The 16,687-nt window shown below is 67.2% G+C and carries 12 protein-coding genes; 9 read left to right on the top strand and 3 right to left on the bottom strand.

The features are described from left to right. Positions 1-11: 11 nt before the first annotated feature. The 3 genes from AN936_RS05930 to AN936_RS05920 all read left to right on the top strand — a co-directional run bounded on the left by AN936_RS05930 (position 12) and on the right by AN936_RS05920 (position 2,479). Positions 12-506: a thioredoxin family protein gene (locus AN936_RS05930; RefSeq protein ID WP_054587322.1), complete on the top strand. Its 495-nt coding sequence runs from the start codon at positions 12-14 to the stop codon at positions 504-506. Beyond that, positions 506-1,285 (top strand): SDR family NAD(P)-dependent oxidoreductase, encoded by a 780-nt coding sequence (locus tag AN936_RS05925; RefSeq protein WP_084758207.1) that lies wholly within the window; start codon positions 506-508, stop codon positions 1,283-1,285. Before AN936_RS05930 ends, AN936_RS05925 begins: the two co-directional genes overlap by 1 nt. 291 nt (positions 1,286-1,576) lie before the next feature. Continuing rightward, complete coding sequence (locus AN936_RS05920) at positions 1,577-2,479, top strand: DMT family transporter (RefSeq protein ID WP_054587321.1); 903 nt, start codon at positions 1,577-1,579, stop codon at positions 2,477-2,479. A 104-nt stretch (positions 2,480-2,583) separates the two neighbouring features. Here AN936_RS05920 and AN936_RS05915 read toward each other — a convergent pair whose 3' ends face one another. Beyond that, positions 2,584-3,516, bottom strand: a complete 933-nt coding sequence (locus tag AN936_RS05915) for an L-threonylcarbamoyladenylate synthase (protein WP_054587320.1) — start codon at positions 3,514-3,516, stop codon at positions 2,584-2,586. A 76-nt stretch (positions 3,517-3,592) separates the two neighbouring features. Here AN936_RS05915 and AN936_RS05910 point away from each other — a divergent pair, with 76 nt between their 5' ends. Then, on the top strand, positions 3,593-5,335 hold the full coding sequence (locus AN936_RS05910) for an acyl-CoA dehydrogenase (RefSeq protein ID WP_054587319.1): 1,743 nt from the start codon (positions 3,593-3,595) through the stop codon (positions 5,333-5,335). A gap of 275 nt (positions 5,336-5,610) precedes the next feature. Here AN936_RS05910 and AN936_RS05905 read toward each other — a convergent pair whose 3' ends face one another. Continuing rightward, positions 5,611-7,458 carry a gamma-glutamyltransferase family protein gene (locus AN936_RS05905; RefSeq protein ID WP_054587318.1) on the bottom strand — a complete coding sequence of 616 codons (1,848 nt, stop codon included), beginning with the start codon at positions 7,456-7,458 and terminating at the stop codon, positions 5,611-5,613. A gap of 135 nt (positions 7,459-7,593) precedes the next feature. On the opposite strand from AN936_RS05905, the gene AN936_RS05900 reads away from it, so the two are divergent. Continuing rightward, a complete protein-coding gene (locus AN936_RS05900) occupies positions 7,594-8,262 on the top strand; it encodes a helix-turn-helix domain-containing protein (protein WP_054587317.1) in 669 nt (222 codons plus the stop codon). A 173-nt stretch (positions 8,263-8,435) separates the two neighbouring features. On the opposite strand, the gene AN936_RS05895 is transcribed toward AN936_RS05900, so the two are convergent. After that, positions 8,436-9,086 (bottom strand): glutathione S-transferase family protein, encoded by a 651-nt coding sequence (locus AN936_RS05895; RefSeq protein WP_054587316.1) that lies wholly within the window; start codon positions 9,084-9,086, stop codon positions 8,436-8,438. 172 nt (positions 9,087-9,258) lie between these two features. On the opposite strand from AN936_RS05895, the gene AN936_RS05890 reads away from it, so the two are divergent. The 4 genes from AN936_RS05890 (at position 9,259) to AN936_RS05875 (ending at position 16,643) form a co-directional block, all read left to right on the top strand. Then, positions 9,259-10,887, top strand: a complete 1,629-nt coding sequence (locus AN936_RS05890; RefSeq protein WP_054587315.1) for a CHASE domain-containing protein — start codon at positions 9,259-9,261, stop codon at positions 10,885-10,887. A 255-nt stretch (positions 10,888-11,142) separates the two neighbouring features. Next, positions 11,143-14,904 (top strand): hydantoinase B/oxoprolinase family protein, encoded by a 3,762-nt coding sequence (locus AN936_RS25435; RefSeq protein WP_054587314.1) that lies wholly within the window; start codon positions 11,143-11,145, stop codon positions 14,902-14,904. 129 nt (positions 14,905-15,033) lie between these two features. After that, positions 15,034-15,708: a DUF969 domain-containing protein gene (locus AN936_RS05880; protein WP_054587313.1), complete on the top strand. Its 675-nt coding sequence runs from the start codon at positions 15,034-15,036 to the stop codon at positions 15,706-15,708. Continuing rightward, positions 15,705-16,643, top strand: a complete 939-nt coding sequence (locus AN936_RS05875; protein ID WP_054587312.1) for a DUF979 domain-containing protein — start codon at positions 15,705-15,707, stop codon at positions 16,641-16,643. The genes AN936_RS05880 and AN936_RS05875 overlap by 4 nt, the downstream gene beginning before the upstream one ends. The last annotated feature ends 44 nt before the right edge of the window (positions 16,644-16,687 follow it).

Here is a 16,687-nt window from a genome sequence, read left to right as displayed (position 1 = left end):
ATCGTCCGACCATGACGCGCCGGTTCGCCCTTCCCCTCGCCATCGCGCTGCTGGCGCTCGCGCCTGCCGCCGCCGGCGAAACGCGCGCCATCCCCGGCGTCGAAGACCCGTATCAGACCGACGCCTTCGTCGCCGACCCGATGCCGGCGATCGACGCCGCACTCGCGAGGGCGCGGCAGGCGGGTAAGCCGGTCCTCCTCGTCATGGGCGCGAACAATTGTCACGACAGCGCCTGGCTTGCCAACCTGCTCGGAACCGCGCGCTTCGCGCCGGTCCGCGACCGCTACGAGATCGTCTATGCCGATATCGGCATGCCGCATGTCCGCGGTCTCGGCCGCAGCCCCGGGGTGCCGAAACGCTTCGGCTTCCGGATCAGGGGCACGCCGACCGTCGCGATCCTCGATGACGAGGGCCGCGTCCTCAACCGCAAGGCCGCACCGAAGTGGCGCAATGCCGCCAGCCGCAGCGACGTTGAAATCTATCAAGAACTTATGGGGAGAGACTGATGACCGACATGAACCTTGCGGGGCGCGTCGCGCTCGTCACCGGCGCGTCGCGCGGGATCGGCCGCGGCATTGCGATCGGCCTCGCCGAAGCGGGCGCCGATGTCGCGGTCAACTATACGCGTGGCGAGGAAGCCGCCGCCGAAACCGTCGCCGCGATCCGGGCGCTCGGCCGCAGGGCAAAGGCCTATCAGGCGTCGGTCATCGACGAGGCCGCCTGCGCCGCGATGGTCGCAGGCATCGAAGCCGACCTCGGCCCGCTGTCGATCCTCGTCAACAATGCCGGCATCGCCAGCCGCGGCCTCGCGGTCGCCGACACCGACCCCGCCGAGGTCGACAAGCTCTTCGCCGTCCATGCCGCCGGCCCGCACCGCCTGTCGCGCCTTGCGCTGCCGCAGCTTCGCCGGCACGACCGCAGCGACATTATCGTCATTTCGAGCATCGCGACGCTTGCCAACGCCCCGAACGGCGCCCCCTATACGATGGCGAAAGCGGCCGGCGAGGCGCTCGCGCTGACCCTCGCGAAAGAGGAGCTCAAGCACGGCGTCCGCGTCAACATCGTCGCCCCCGCGCTCACCGTCAGCGACATGGGCGAAAAGCTCTCGCGCGCGATCACCGGCAACGACGACATCCACCACCTCGACACCAGAATGCCCTTCGGCCGCGTCGCCGTCCCCGCCGACGTCGCCGCGGCGGTCGTCTGGTTCGTCAGCGACGCGAACCCCTATTGTTCGGGGCAGAAGCTCAACATCGACGGCGCCAGGCAAGCGACGTTTCGGTAAATCGCACACCCCAGCTTTGAGACGGGCGCGGCTGGACGCGGAGAACTGGAGACGGCCGGCAGTGGGCATTGAAATTCTCCCCACGGCTTCGCTGCAGGGAGGATAATGTCTTCGTCACCCCGGACTTGATCCGGGGTCCATGACTTCGGCGCCGCAGTGGATCCCGGATCAAGTCCGGGATGACGAAAATGTGGGAAGCAACGTCCGCTCCCCACCCCAAAGCCGACATTCGAACCACCATCTCTAAAGCAAGACGCGCTCCACGCATCATTCTCGGCTACAGCCGCTGCCATGCGCCCCGATTCGGCCTCTCCCCTTGTCCCGTTCCTGATCGCGTGCGCGGGCATTGCGACCTTTTCGGCGATGGACGTGCTGATGAAGGGGCTGTCGATCGACATCGGCGCCTATAATGCAGTGCTCTGGCGCACCGGGACGGGGACGCTGGTCAGCGGCGCGATCTATCTGGCGACGCGGCCGAAATGGCCCGACAGCGCGGCGATGCAGATCCACGCATGGCGCTCGCTGTTCGTATCGGGGATGGCGCTCAGCTTTTTCTGGGGGCTCGCGCGGCTGCCGATGGCCGAAGCCATCGCCCTCGCCTTCGTCGCCCCGCTGATGGCGCTTTATATGGCCGCGATTTTCCTCGGCGAGAAGATCGGACCGCGCTCGATCGCCGCCTCGCTGCTCGGTCTTGCGGGGGTGGTCGTGATCGTCGCGGGCAAACTGGGCGGCAGCGACTATTCGGACGAGGCGCTCTGGGCGGTCGGCGCCGTATTCCTGTCGGCGATCTTCTACGCCTATAATCTCATCCTCGCGCGGCGGCAGGCCAAGATGGCCGAGCCGCTGGAGATCGCCTTCTTCCAGAATTTCTTCGTCGCCGCGATCCTCGCGCTCGGCGCGCCATGGTTCCTCGCGGTGCCCGACGCCGGACAGGCGCCGCATATCTTCGGCGCCGCAGTGCTGGCGACCACCTCGCTGCTGCTCCTGAGCTGGGCCTATGCCCGCGCCGAGACGCAGATCCTTGCGACGACCGAATATACCGGTTTCCTGTGGGCGATGCTGTTCGGCTGGTTCTTCTTCGATGAGGCGGTAGCATTGCCGACGCTCGCAGGCGCCGCGCTGATCGTCGCGGCCTGTCTGATCGTCATCCGCAAGGCGCCGCACGGCGACCCGATCGAGCCGGCGGCGGCCTAGCTTCTCCTCTCCCATTTATGGGAGCGGTCGGGGGAGGGCATGTCGACTTGGGGAATGGCTGACACAGGCCCTCCCCTAACCCCTCCCGCAAGCGGGAGGGGAACTTACACCGCAGCTCTCGCCAGCCGGTCGTTGATCGCGGCGCCCAGCCCGTCCTCGGGGATCGCCGCCACCGCAATCCGCCCCTTCGCGCTCGCTGCGCCCGCGTGCAGCGCGTCGAACAGTCGCGCCGCCGCCTCGGTCAGGTCGCCCGCCGCGCTCAGATCATAATCGCCCGCGACGGCGCCGAAGCCTATCCCATATTCGTCGTCGGCAAATTCCGTCGCGCCCAACCGCACCGGTTTCCCCGGCGCATAATGGCTGGCGAGCATGCCCGGCGCGACGACCTCCGATCCCGCCACCCCCGTCACCGGCAGCCCGCTCGCCTCGCCGAGCATCGCGGCGGTCACCGGGCCCGGCCGCAGCATTTCGACCGCGCCGTCCCCGACCCGCGCGATCGTCGATTCGACCCCCGCCGTCGTGGGTCCGTCGTCGATCACCAGCGCGATCCGCCCGTCGAGGCTGGCGAGCACATGCTCCGCCCTTGTCGGACTCACCTTCCCGCTGGCATTGGCGCTCGGCGCCGCCAGCGGCGCGCCGGTGGCGACGAGCAGCGCCTGCATCGCGCGATGCCCGGGCACCCGGATCGCGATCGTCCCCAGCCCCGCCGTCGCGATGCTCGCGACCGGGCAGTCGTGGGTGCGCGGCACGACCAACGTCAGCGGCCCGGGCCAGAAGGCCGCTGCCAGCGCGCGCTCGGCAGCGCCGAAGACCCCCAGCTTTTCGGCCGCCGCCAGATGCGGGACATGGACGATCAGTGGGTTGAAATCAGGCCGGCCTTTCGCCGCATAGATACCCGCGACCGCCCCCGAATCGCGCGCGTCGGCGGCGAGGCCATAGACGGTCTCGGTCGGCACCGCGACCGGCTGGCCGCGTGCGACCAGCGCCGCCGCGCGCGAAATCGCGTCGCTGCCGTAGGGGCAGGTTTCGGTATTCATGCTCTCGTTTGACCCTCAGCCATGCCGCGCTATAGCGCCCGCGAATGGGGATTCACCAGTAAAGTCGGGACAAGAGATGACCTATACTCCGCCCACCACCGAACAATTGTTCGTTCTCGACCATATCGCCCGCGTCGACGCGATGGCCAGCCACGACAAATTCGCCGCGGCGACCCCCGACATGGTCGAAGCGATCGTCACCGGCATCGGCGACTTCGCTGCCGAGGTTTACGCCCCGCTCAACCGCGTCGGCGACGTCCAATACCCCAAATGGGACAATGGCAAGGTCACCATGCCGCCGGGCTTCAAGGAAGCGTACCGGCAGTTCGTCGAGGCGGGCTGGGGCAGCCTCGACGGCCCCGGCGAATATGGCGGGCAGGACCTGCCCTTCACGCTCGCGACCGTGGTGATCGAGACGCTCGGCAGCGGCAACATGGGCTTCACGCTTTGCCCAATTCTGACCGCGGGCGCGATCCACGCGCTGATGGCCTATGGCACCGAGGAGCAGCGCCAGACCTGGCTGCCCAAGCTGGTCAACGGCGAGTGGAACGGCACGATGAACCTGACCGAGCCCGCCGCGGGCAGCGACGTCGGCGCGCTGCGCTCGACCGCCGAGAAAGTGACCGAGGGCGAGCACGCGGGCCTCTACAGGATCAAGGGCCAGAAGATCTTCATCACCTTCGGCGAGCATGACCTCACCGACAATATCGTTCACCTCGTCCTCGCGCGTACGCCCGGCGCGCCCGAGGGAACGCGTGGTATCTCGCTGTTCCTCGTCCCCAAATACCGCCTCGACGAGGCCGGCAATCCGACGATTTCGAACGGTGTCCATTGTGCCTCGATCGAGCACAAGCTTGGTATCCACGGCTCGCCGACCGCGGTGATGGTCTATGGCGACGGCGAGGATTGCCTCGGCGAGATCGTCGGCGACGAGATGGGCGGCATGCGCGCGATGTTCGTGATGATGAACAACGCCCGTCTGATGGTCGGCTGTCAGGGCGTTCAGATCGCCGAGCGTGCGACGCAGCAGGCGCAGCGCTACGCCGCCGAACGCGTCCAGTCGTCGCTCGCTGGTTCGCCCGACCGCACCCCGGTGACGATCGACCAGCACCCCGACGTCCGCCGCATGCTGTGGCGGATGCGCGCGCAGACCGAGGCCGCACGCGCGCTGACCTATTATGCCGCAGCGCAAATCGACTTCGGAAAATTGGGCGACGAGGCCGCAGCGATGCGCGCCGAGGTGCTCATCCCGCTGGTCAAGGCGCATGCGACCGACATCGGCTGCGAGGTCGCCAGCCTTGGCGTGCAGGTGCACGGCGGCATGGGCTTCATCGAGGAAACCGGCGCCGCACAGCATTATCGCGACGCGCGTATCGCGCCGATCTATGAAGGCACCAACGGCATCCAGGCCGCCGATCTCGTCGGGCGCAAGCTCGGCATGGCGGGCGGCGACCTTGTCCGTGGCCTGATCGACGACATCGCGCACGGCGCCGCCGACTTCCCCGAACTCCAGCAGCTCGTCGACGCCTGCCGCGCGGTCACCGACTGGATGGTCAATGCGAACACCGGCGACCGGCTCGCGGGCAGCTACCCCTATCTCACCATGCTTTCGACCGCGACGTGCGGCTGGCTGATGGCGCTCCAGCACAAGGCGGCGAAGACCGCGCTCGACGAAGGCAATGGCGACGCCGCCTTCCTCGAAGCGAAAATCGCCTCGACGCGCTTCTACCTGCAGCAGATCGTGCCTGCGGCGACCGGCCTCGCCCCCTCGGCGCTCGCCGGCGACGCGGCGCTCGCGCCGCTGCCCGCGCTCGGCTGAGCGGAAGCAGCGGCGAAATAGCGAGCGGCGGTCGCGCCACCAACTTTCGTCACCCCGGACTTGATCCGGGGTCCAAGCAACGGGCATTGTCATGGATCCCGGATCAAGTCCGGGATGACGAAGGGAGACATACCCTCCCTGTCGCGCAGCGATGGGGAGGTGGCAGCCCATAGGGCTGACGGAGGGGCTAATGGCGCAAGCCTCGCGGCCCCTCCACCATCCTACGGATGGTCCCCCTCCCCACGGCTTCGCCGCAGGGAGGATTCAGTCGCCGCTCAATAAGCCAGCGCACAGCCGTCGGCGCGCATCTCGCTTGCCGCGGCGTAGACGCGCGTGTCGCCGTCCATCCGGTGTTCGACGCACTGGTAACGGCCGAACCCGCCATCGGGCTCGCCCAGCGTCCAGCCGATATCGGCGAGCCGCTGCCGCGTCGCCTCGGGCACCCCGCTTTCGAGGCGGAGCAGGCCGTTCGTGCCGAGGTCGGGGGCGTCCTCGCCCATCGTTTCCGACGACCCCTCATGGTGCCAGCGCGGCGAATCGCCCGCCGCCTGAATTTCCAGCCCGTAATCGACGCGGTTGACGACGATCTGCGTCTGCCCCTGCGGCTGCATGTCGCCGCCCATCACGCCAAAGCTCATCCACGGCACCTGACCACGCGCCGCGAAACCCGGGATGATCGTCTGGAACGGCCGCTTGCCCGGCGCATAGATGTTCGGATGCCCGTCAGCCAAGCTGAAGAGCTGCCCGCGGTCCTGGAACATGAAGCCGAGCCCGTCGGCGACGAGCCCCGACCCCATGCCGCGGAAGTTCGACTGGATCATCGACACCATCATGCCGTCCTTGTCGGCGCAACTGAAATAGGTCGTATCGCCGCGGCTCGGCGCCTGCCCCGGATGGACCGGCGACAGCAGCCGGTCGGGGCGGATCAGCTTGGCGCGCTCGACAGCATATTCCTTGGAGATCAGCCATTTGACCGGCACCTGGGCGAAGTGCGGATCGGCGTAATATCGCGCGCGATCCTCGTAAGCGAGGCGCTTCGCCTCGGCCTGCAGGTGGATCGAAAGCGCCGACTGGAATCCTGCGCCCTTCAGGTCGAAATTCTCGAGGATATTGAGCATTTGCAGCGTCGCGATGCCCTGCGTGTTGGCGCCGAGCGCATAGACGTCGGTGCCGCGATAGGCCGTCCGGTGCGGCTCGATCCATTCGGATTTGTGCGCGGCCATGTCCTCGTAGCGCAACCAGCCGCCGATCCGCTTGAAATAGGCGTCGATCGTCCGCGCGATCTCGCCTTCGTAAAAGGCATCGCGGCCACCCTCGGCGATCAGGCGGAAAGTGCGCGCTAGGTCGGGGTTGCGAAAGACCTGCCCCGCCGCCGGTCCCTTGCCGTCTTCGAGGCCATAGGTCCGCAGCGCATTGTCGACCTCCTCGATGCCGCGCCCCGGCTGGCGAAAGCCCGTCAGGCTGCGGCGGATATAATAAGCGATCATGTCGGGCACCGGCGCCCCTGCCTCGGCATGCGCGATCACCGGTTCGAACAATTCCTTCCACGGCAGCTTGCCGTAGCGCTGGTGCATCGTCCACCAGCCATCGACCGCCCCCGGCACCGACACGCTGATCGCGCCATGGGCCGGCAGCGTGCCGCCCTTGGCGCGGCTGCGCACCGTCGCGAGGTCGAGCCCACGCGGGCTTTTCCCCGAACCGGCCAGACCCGCCAGCTTCTTTGCCTTCGGGTCCCAGATCATCGCATAGACGTCGCCGCCGATGCCGTTCGCCGTCGGTTCGAGCAGCCCGAGGCAGGCGTTGATCGCGATCGCCGCGTCCACCGCCGATCCGCCGCGCTTCAACATGTCGATCCCCGCCTGCGTCGCCAGCGGATGCGCCGTCCCCGCGGCACCGCTCAGCCCGTAGGCCGCGGTCCGCGACGCAAAGCTTGCGCCGACCGGCCGGTCGCCGCCCTGGACATCGGGCCGGACGAAGCGGTCCGCGCCGGCTTCCCAGACCGGCGGCTGCGCGGCGGCACCGCCTGCTTTCGGGGTGGCCTTCGGCTTGCCCTCCTGCGCGAAGCCGACCGTGGGCAACATTGCGGCGGCGGGTACGGCGGCCAGAAGTGTGCGACGATCCATGGACTTGTCTCCCGGGGAAAAATCCACTTTCGCGGCAAGCGATGAGGATGACAAGACCGGATATCCCAGGGTCAGAACCCATCTTTCGCCGCGACCGCTAACCTTCTTTTAACCGGCGAAACCCAACAACCGGATATGGCCATTTCCGGATATTTTCTTCCCTCGCCGCAGAGCACCGACAAACGTCAGGACGCGCGCCGAAAACTCAGCCTTCTGGCCCACGGCGTCCAACATGACGGCACAGGCATCGCGGTACAAATCCACAATATCTCGGGCACCGGCCTGCTGTTCGAAAGCGACATCGAACTCGCGTCCGGCGACCGGATCGAAATCGCGCTGCCGCACGCGGGCGACATCAGCGCGGTGGTCATCTGGGCCAGCGGGCGGCTGTTCGGATGCCAGTTCGAAGGCCCCGTCTCGCCCGCGACGCTGAGCGCGGTGGAACTCAAGAGCGCTCCCGCCCCGGCGCCCGTCTTCGACGAAGAAACCGCGGCCCCGGCAATGGACGACAGCTTCGGGCTCCGCCTGCAGCGGCTTCGCACCATGGCCGGGCTCAAACAGGCCGATCTCGCGGTGCGCATGGGCGTCGGCGCGGCGTCGGTTTCGAGCTGGGAAAAGGGCCGCGCGCGCCCCAAGCGGAGCAGCATGGCAAAGCTCGCCGCCATTCTCGGCGTTCAGACCGCCGACCTGATCGAGGACGCCGCGCCCGAGGGATTGCAGAAGCTGCTCGACCGTTGCCGCGAACAGATTGCGCGCGCCGTCGGCACCCGCCCCGACCGGATCCGGATCGTCGTCGAACTCTAGCGTGATACCCTAGGGTCCGTACTCAATCACAGCGGCGTCGAGGTTTGTAGCAAAATGGCCCAGTGCGAGGACAGAAGGCGAAGACATATGTCGATATTTCAAGACTTCTCGACGAAGCAATGGGCCATTTTGATCAAATCCCTGCGGGACGCCGCTGTAATTGAGTACGGACCCTAGGCGGCGAGCACCTTCGCCATCATCCGCTCTTCCTTTTCGATCCACGGCGCCATGCTCGGCCGCGACAGGATCGCTTCGCTCCACGCCGCAATCTTCGGATGAACCGCCGGGTCGATGACGGTCCCGCAATGGCGAAAATTCATCAGCGGCGACGCGACGGCAAGGTCGGCAAGCGTCAACCGGTCGCCGACGAGGAACCCCGATGCCGGGATCGCGCCTTCGAGATAGTCGAGCAATTTCGGCAGCTCCTCGCTCTCGGCCAGCGCCGCGGCGGCAAGGTCGCCCTCGCGCCCGAGGAATTTCGGCGCGACGATGCGGTTGAAGAACATCTTGCCGCTGCACAGCGCAAACACCGTATCGGCAAATTCCTCCCACCAGATCACCTGTCCGCGCTGCTGTGGATCGGCTGGGATCAGCGGCGGCTCGGGATGCTTGGCTTCAAGATACTGGATGATCGCGCTCGAATCGGCGAGCAGGAAACCGTCGTCGTCCATCGCGGGCATCTTGCCCAGCGGCGACGCCGCGCGGAACCCCGGATCGGGGTCGCCGATCCCGACGCCCTTCAACTCGAACGCCAACCCCTTTTCGCCAAGATAGCCCAGCAATTTGCGGACAAATGGCGACACGACCGACCCGTAAACGATCATCTTTTTCCTCCTCGGCAGGCTGTCCAGCATAGGAGAAAGGTTGCCCGTTGCAACCCGTCGCAGCGTCCGCATCCGAGCTGCTGCGAAAGGCGCTTGCCTTCGTCCCATCAGCGTGGAAAAGATTGCTGCAGGGGTCGCTGCCGCGGCAGATATCATGCGGGGATAATCGCCAATGCGTCCTTCGCTCTGGGCAGACCGGTTGATGGGGCTGCTCGTCCGTTTCGTCGGGCTGCTCATCCTGCTGGCCACCCTCGCCGCTTCGGCCGCGAGCTTCTTCTACAATCAGTCGCAGGAATCGGATCAGGCCGCGCGCGTCGCGATGCAGGTCAATATGCGGCTGCGCGATCAGGTCGCGATCCTCGAAGGCGTGCGTGCGCTCTATCAGTCGGACAGCGCGACCAGCGGTCCCGGCATCAAGGCCTATCTCGGCGCGCTGCAGCCGCAAGTGCAGGCGCCGGGGATGGAGGGCGTCGGTATCGCCGCCGCGATGCGCGCCGCGACCCCCGCCGCGCTCGAGGCAAAGCTGCGCGAAAACTATGGCGAGGATATCAAGGTCTGGCCGGCGACCGACCAGCCGATCGGCTTCGCGGTCGTCCTTGTCGAGCCCTACACGCCGCGCCGCCACGTCGCGCTCGGCTTCGATATGTACAGCGAACCGGTCCGGCGCGCAGCGATGCGCCGCGCCTGGCAGACGGGCCGCCCGGCGGCGAGCGGTATCGTCCAGCTCGCGCAGGAAAAAGCCGCCAAGGTCAAGCAGCCCGGTTTCCTCGTCTACATCCCCGTCTACACCCGCGATCCGCTGCCCGGTGAAGAACCGGGCGGCGACACCATCGCGACCACCGCCGGCACCCGCCCGGTGGAGGCGTTCGTCTATGCGCCGTTCCGGGTCCACGACCTGATGCGCGCGGTGCTCGGCACCCAGCTCGATTCAATCGACGGGATCGAAGTGCGCGCCGGCGCCGGCCCGGCCGCCCCGGTCGTTTTCCGGCAGGGCAAGATCGGCTGGGACGCGCACGAACAGACGCTGCGCATCGCCGACCGCGAATGGACGATGCGCATCTCCTACGGCCGGTTCATCGACCGGCTCGGCCGCCCGCTCGGCATCCTGCTGTTCGGTATCGCGCTCGCCCTGCTCGCGACCCAGCTTCACCGCGTCCAGCGCCGCCGGATCGACGTCGCGCAGGCGCTCGCCGAACAGCAGGCGCGCCATGCCGAGGATCGCGAGCTGATGATCGGCGAAATGGCGCACCGGATGAAGAACGCCTTTGCCCGCATCGGCGCGCTGGCGCGGATCACGCTGCGCGAAGCGAAGGATCTCGGCGACTTTGAAACCAAGTTCGACGGCCGGATGCGCGCGCTCTCCGATGCGAAGCAGATGCTGGTGACCGGCGCGGTCGATCATGTCGAGCTTGGCCGGATCGTCCGCCGCGAACTCGAACTCGCTGGCCGCTCCGCCGACCAGCTCGCCGCCGTCGAGGGCCCCGAAGTCCGCCTCGACGACGACGGCGCGCAGGCGATCTCGCTCGCGATCCACGAATTCGTCACCAACAGCATCAAATATGGCGCGCTCGCCGGCAGGGGCGACCTCGCCGTCGGCTGGCGGCGCGATGCGGGCGACATCGAATTGTCGTGGGTCGAAAGCGGCCTGCCCGAAACGCCGCAGATCGACCATGAAAGCTTCGGGACGCAATTCATCCGCACCCTGATCGAGCGGCAATTGAAGGGAAGCTGGGAGCGGACCGCGGTTGACAAGCGCCTCGCCATCGTCATTCGCTGGCCGGACAATGCCCCCACCGACTGACGTTAGGGTCAGAATCCATGGATTGCGTGCCCGAGGTTTGAAGCGATTTTGTCTAGGGCTAGGAGGCAAGGCGCAGGAATATGTCAATATTTCAAGACTTGCCGACAACGCCATGGACAAAATCGGTCAAGTCCCGAAGGGACACCGAAATGGCTTCGATCTCGCATTCGCGCAACCTTGCGGGTAGCGCTGCTACCCGCGGCGGCAGCGCGAACACGATATCTTCGCCATTTCGGCGCCTCGGACGTGCAATCCATGGGTTCTGACCCTTACTGGCATATCTGGATCGACCGCGGCGGCACCTTCACCGACGTCGTCGCGCGCGCTCCCGATGGCGCGGTGGTTACCGCCAAATATCTCAGCGAAGACCCCGCCCGCCCCGGCGACGCAGCGGTTAATGCGATCCACGACCTGACCGGCTCGGGCGGCGGTACCCTTCCCCCGCTCGCGATCCGCATGGGCAGCACCGTCGCCACCAACGCACTGCTCGAACGCAAGGGCGAGCCGACCTTGCTTGCGATCACCAAGGGATTCGGCGATGCGCTGACCATCGGCTATCAGGACCGCTCCGAACTGTTCGCGCGCAGGCTCGACCGCACCCCGCCGCCCCATGCGGAAGTGGCGGAAATCATCGAACGCGCCGGCCCCGGCGGCGATATCCTGACCCCGCTCGACGAGGATGCCGCACGCGCGGCGCTGCAGTCGGCGCGCGACGCCGGTCTCACCAGCATCGCGATCGTGCTGATGCACGGCTACCGCTATCCCGCGCACGAACAGCGGCTTGCTGAAATCGCCGCCGAAATCGGCTTCGCGCAAATCTCGACCAGCCACGACGTCAGCGCGCTGATCAAGCTGGTCGGACGCGGCGACACGACGCTCGCCGACGCCTATCTTTCGCCAGTCTTGCACCACTATGTCGATCAATTCTCAGCGCAGCTCGGTGACGGCATCGACCCGCAATTCATGAAAAGCTCAGGCGGCCTTGCCGCAGGCGGCGCCTTCCATGGCCGCGATGCGATCCTCTCGGGCCCCGCGGGCGGCATCGTCGGCATGGTCGGCAGCGCTGCCCCCTTGGGTAAGAACCGCCTCATCGGCTTCGACATGGGGGGCACCTCGACCGACGTCAGCCATTATGCCGGCCGTCTCGAGCGCGATAACGAGACGATCGTCGCGGGCACTCGCATCCGCTCCCCGATGCTGCGGATCCACACCGTGGCGGCGGGTGGCGGCTCGATCTGCCGCTGGGACGGCGCGCGCCTGCTCGTCGGTCCCGAAAGCGCCGGCGCCAACCCCGGCCCGGCCGCTTATGGCCGCGGCGGACCGCTCACCGTCACCGACTGCAATGTCCTGCTCGGCAAGATCCAGCCCGATCATTTCCCCAAGCTGTTCGGCCCGAACGGCGACCAACCGCTCGACCGCGATATCGTCGTGCAGAAATTCGCCGCGATGGCGGCCGAGGTCGGAGGCATCACCCCCGAAACGCTCGCCGAAGGGCTGCTCGCCATCGCGGTGCAGCAGATGGCGAACGCCATCAAGCGCATCACCATCGCGCGCGGCCACGACATTACGCAGGGTTACAGCCTCGTCGGCTTCGGCGGCGCGGCGGGCCAGCATGTCTGCCTCGTCGCCGACGCGCTCGGCATCGACGAAATCCTCCTTCACCCGCTTGCCGGGGTGCTCTCGGCCTATGGCATGGGCCTCGCCCGCCCCTCGGCGATCCGCGAGCAGACGCTGGCGCTGAAACTCGACGAAGACTGCGCGGCCACACTCGCAGCCGCCGAAGCCGAATTAGCGGACGCGGCCCGCGCCGACCTCGCGGCGAACGCCGAAACCGCCCGCGAAACCTTGCTCTTTGTCCGACTCGCCGACAGCGACAATGCGATCGAACTCCCGCTCGCCCCGCCAGCCGAGGTCGCAAGCGCCTTCGCCGCTGCCTTCCGCCAACGCTTCGGCTACGCCCCGCACGCCAATCTCGTCGTAGACCGCATCCGCGTCGAACTCACCGAGCGCGGCGATGCGCCCGCGACGCTGCCGCCACCATCCGCCGCCGCCGAGACCGAGCCCGAAACCGTCACCGCCTCGCTCGCCGGGGGCGAGCATCGAGTCCCGCTCCATCGGCGTAGCGCTCTCGCTCCCGGCCGCACCGTCGCCGGCCCTGCGATCATCATCGACGCGCTCTCGACCACGGTCGTCGAGCCGGGCTGGACTGCGACGGTCGAGCAGGAAGGGACGCTGCGCCTCGCAAAAACATCGAACATCCTCCCCATCGACGTGCGATGGGGAGGTGGCAGCCCCGCAGGGGCTGACGGAGGGGCCGAGCGCGCAGCGCTCGCTGACGCTCGCGACCCCTCCACCACCGCTTCGCGGAGTGCTGGGTCGTCCAGTCCCCCGGACTGGACTTGGATTGCTGGGGGCAATCCAACCCAGCACTCCCCCTCCCCATCGCAAGTCGATGGGGAGGATCAATCGACCCCCGACCCCGTCCGCCTCGAAATCTTCAACAGCCTGTTCATGGCGATCGCCGAGGAAATGGGCGGCGCGCTCCAGCACAGCGCCTCGTCGATCAACATCCGCGAGCGGCTCGACTTCTCCTGCGCGATCTTTGACGCGGGCGGCAGCCTCGTCGCCAATGCGCCGCACATGCCCGTCCACCTCGGCTCGATGGGCGAGAGCGTCCGCACCATCCTGCGCCAACGCACGGGCGACGGGCGCGGCATTCGCAAGGGCGACGCCTACGCCCTCAACGCCCCCTACGACGGCGGCACGCACCTCCCCGACATCACCGTCATCATGCCGGTATTCGTAGAGGGCAATGCGCCGAGCTTCTTCGTCGCCGCACGCGGCCATCACGCCGACCTCGGCGGCATCGCCCCGGGCTCGATGCCGCCTGACAGCACGAGCATCGCCGACGAAGGCATTCTCTTCGACAATGTCCTGATCGTCGACGACGGCAATTTTCTCGACGCAAAGGTCCACGCACACCTGCTCGACAGCGAATGGCCCGCGCGCAACCCCGCGCTCAACATCGCCGACCTGAAGGCGCAGGTCGCCGCCTGTCAGCGCGGCGCCGGCGCGCTCGCCGACCTTGCGACCACCCACGGCGCCGCCACCGTCGCCGCCTATATGGCGCACGGCCAGCGGCAGGCCGAAGCGGCGGTGCGTCTGCTCGTCGCGCGCCTCGACGACGGTGCTTTCCGCTATGCGATGGACAATGGCGCCGAGGTCGCCGTCGCGGTCACGGTCGATCGCGAGGCACGCCATGTCACCATCGACTTCACCGGTTCGTCGGCGACGCTGCCCGACAATTTCAACGCCCCGCTGCCCGTCGTCCGCGCTGCGGTCCTCTATGTCCTGCGCACGATGCTCGACGATCCGATCCCGATGAACGAAGGCTGCCTCGCGCCGGTGACGCTGATCGTTCCGGAAAACTCGATGCTCTCGCCGGCCTTTCCCGCCGCGGTCGTCGCGGGCAATGTCGAAACGAGCCAGGTCATCACCGACGCCCTTTTCATCGCCTTCGGCGCGATGGCGGGGGCGCAGGGAACGATGAACAATTTCACCTTCGGCGGCGACGCGCATCAATATTACGAAACGATCGCCGGCGGCTCGGGCGCCGGTCCCGGCTTCGACGGCACCAGCGTCATCCAGACGCATATGACCAACAGCCGCATGACCGACCCCGAAGTGATGGAAACGCGCTTCCCCGTCATCGTCGAGGAATTTTCGATCCGCCGCGGCTCGGGCGGTACGGGCAAGTGGCACGGCGGCGACGGCGCGACCCGCCGCATCCGCTTCCGCGAGCCGATGACCGCCAACATCCTCGCCAACCGCCGCAGGATCGCTCCCGCGGGCCTCGCCGGCGGCGGAGACGGCGCACCGGGCCGCAACCGGGTCGAGCGCGCCGATGGCTCGGTCGAAACGCTCGGCGCCACGGGCAGCGCGACACTCAAAGCCGGCGATGCTTTCGTGATCGAAACCCCCGGCGGCGGCGGCTACGGGAAAGCGGAGGGGGATTGATGGGGCGGCCAACACTGTTGCTGTTCCCCGGCGAAGGCCGGGGTCCAGAGCGTTCTAAAACCGGCGTCGCTTTGTACCGCTCTGGACCCCGGCCTTCGCCGGGGAACTGGCCTGGACAAGGCCGATAATATGCTCGTCCTGATCGGCATCCTGATCATCATCGCGGGCTTCCTGCTCCGCTTCAATCCTTTGCTCGTGATCATGGCCTCGGCGCTCGCGACCGGGCTCGCCGCAGGGCTCGATATCACAGCCATCGTCGCCGCGTTCGGCAAGGCGTTCAACGACACGCGCTATGTCTCGATTATCTGGATCGTCCTTCCCGTCATCGGTCTGCTTGAGGCCTATGGCCTGCAACAACATGCGCGCAACATCATCGGCCGCTTGAAGGGCGCAACGCTGGGCCGCCTGCTCACCGGCTATCTTTTCCTGCGTCAGGCCTTCGCCGCCGTCGGCCTCACCTCGGTCGCGGGCCACGCCCAGACCGTCCGTCCGCTCGTCGCGCCGATGGCTGAAGCCGCGGCCGAAGCGCAGAGCCCGGCCCTGACCGACGACGAGCGCGAAGAAGTAAAGGCCTATGCCGCGGCGACCGACAATGTCGGCGTCTTTTTCGGCGAGGATATCTTTCTCGCTTTCGGTTCGATCCTGCTGATGCGCAGCATCCTCGAAGGCTATGGCTACCAGATCGAGCCGCTCCACCTCTCGCTCTGGGCGATCCCGACCGCGATCGCCGCCTTCCTGATCCACGGCTTCCGTCTCCGGCGCTTCGACCGAAGGATCCGCGCGACCGGGGACGGCGGCGCATGATCACGCTCGGGCACGTCTATCTCTTTGCGGGCCTGATCTTCGCGCTCTTCGCGCTGCTCGGCCTCTATGACCGCAGCAATTCCAAACGCTTCGGCAACGCCGCCTTCTGGGGGCTGGTCGCGACCTCGATGATCGCGGGGGATTATCTCGGCGATTTCGGCAACGGGCTGCTCGTGCTCGCGCTCGTCGCGATTGCCGGCGCGGGCCAGATCGGCCGTGCCCCCGGCGGCGAAGTTCCCGCCGAGGTGCAGGCCGAACGTGCCACGAAATACGGCAATTTCCTGCTCCTCGTCGCGCTCATCATCCCCGCGACCGCGCTGATCGGCACCTTCCTGTTCAAATGGGTCCCCGGCCTCGCCGATCCGAAGCAGGCGACGCTGATCTCGCTCGCACTCGGTGTCCTCATCGCGCTCGCGGTCGGCATGGCGCGGCTCAAACCGCCGCCTTTGCTCCCGCTTCAGCAGGGCCGCCGCCTGCTCGACGCGGTCGGCTGGGCGGCGATCCTGCCGCAGATGCTCGCCAGCCTCGGTGCGGTCTTCGCGCTCGCGGGAGTCGGCGAAGTCGTCGGCGACCTGATCGGTACCACGATTCCAAAGGGCAGCCTGTTCGGTGCGACGCTCGCCTTCGGGCTCGGCATGGCGCTGTTCACGATGGTGATGGGCAATGCCTTCGCGGCGTTCCCCGTGATGCTCGCCGCGGTCGGCATGCCCTTGCTCATCAAGCAATATGACGGCGACCCCGCGGTCGTCGCGGCGATCGGCATGCTCGCCGGCTTCTGCGGCACGCTGATGACCCCGATGGCGGCGAACTTCAATCTGGTGCCCGCCGCGCTGCTCGAACTCAAAAACCCCTATGGCGTGATCAAGGCGCAGATCGGTACGGCGGTGCCGCTGCTCGCGGTCAACATCGTCTTCATCTACTTGTTCGCTTTCTAGCGCCCCTGTTTCCGTTCGTGTCGAGCGAAGTCGAGACACCCCGA

The organism is Sphingopyxis macrogoltabida, assembly GCF_001307295.1.
GTDB classification, from domain to species: Bacteria; Pseudomonadota; Alphaproteobacteria; order Sphingomonadales; family Sphingomonadaceae; genus Sphingopyxis; species Sphingopyxis macrogoltabida_B.
Note: the sequence above shows the minus strand (reverse complement) of the source record. Positions and strands in the feature narration are given on the sequence as shown.

Excerpts from the sequence above, each read along its gene's own strand:
- AN936_RS05930 (WP_054587322.1), top strand. The coding sequence starts at position 12 with ATGACGCGCCGGTTCGCCCTTCCCCTCGCCATCGCGCTGCTGGCGCTC.
- AN936_RS05925 (WP_084758207.1), top strand. The coding sequence starts at position 506 with ATGACCGACATGAACCTTGCGGGGCGCGTCGCGCTCGTCACCGGCGCG.
- AN936_RS05920 (WP_054587321.1), top strand. The coding sequence starts at position 1,577 with ATGCGCCCCGATTCGGCCTCTCCCCTTGTCCCGTTCCTGATCGCGTGC.
- AN936_RS05915 (WP_054587320.1), bottom strand. The coding sequence starts at position 3,516 with ATGAATACCGAAACCTGCCCCTACGGCAGCGACGCGATTTCGCGCGCG.
- AN936_RS05910 (WP_054587319.1), top strand. The coding sequence starts at position 3,593 with ATGACCTATACTCCGCCCACCACCGAACAATTGTTCGTTCTCGACCAT.
- AN936_RS05905 (WP_054587318.1), bottom strand. The coding sequence starts at position 7,458 with ATGGATCGTCGCACACTTCTGGCCGCCGTACCCGCCGCCGCAATGTTG.
- AN936_RS05900 (WP_054587317.1), top strand. The coding sequence starts at position 7,594 with ATGGCCATTTCCGGATATTTTCTTCCCTCGCCGCAGAGCACCGACAAA.
- AN936_RS05895 (WP_054587316.1), bottom strand. The coding sequence starts at position 9,086 with ATGATCGTTTACGGGTCGGTCGTGTCGCCATTTGTCCGCAAATTGCTG.
- AN936_RS05890 (WP_054587315.1), top strand. The coding sequence starts at position 9,259 with ATGCGTCCTTCGCTCTGGGCAGACCGGTTGATGGGGCTGCTCGTCCGT.
- AN936_RS25435 (WP_054587314.1), top strand. The coding sequence starts at position 11,143 with ATGGGTTCTGACCCTTACTGGCATATCTGGATCGACCGCGGCGGCACC.
- AN936_RS05880 (WP_054587313.1), top strand. The coding sequence starts at position 15,034 with ATGCTCGTCCTGATCGGCATCCTGATCATCATCGCGGGCTTCCTGCTC.
- AN936_RS05875 (WP_054587312.1), top strand. The coding sequence starts at position 15,705 with ATGATCACGCTCGGGCACGTCTATCTCTTTGCGGGCCTGATCTTCGCG.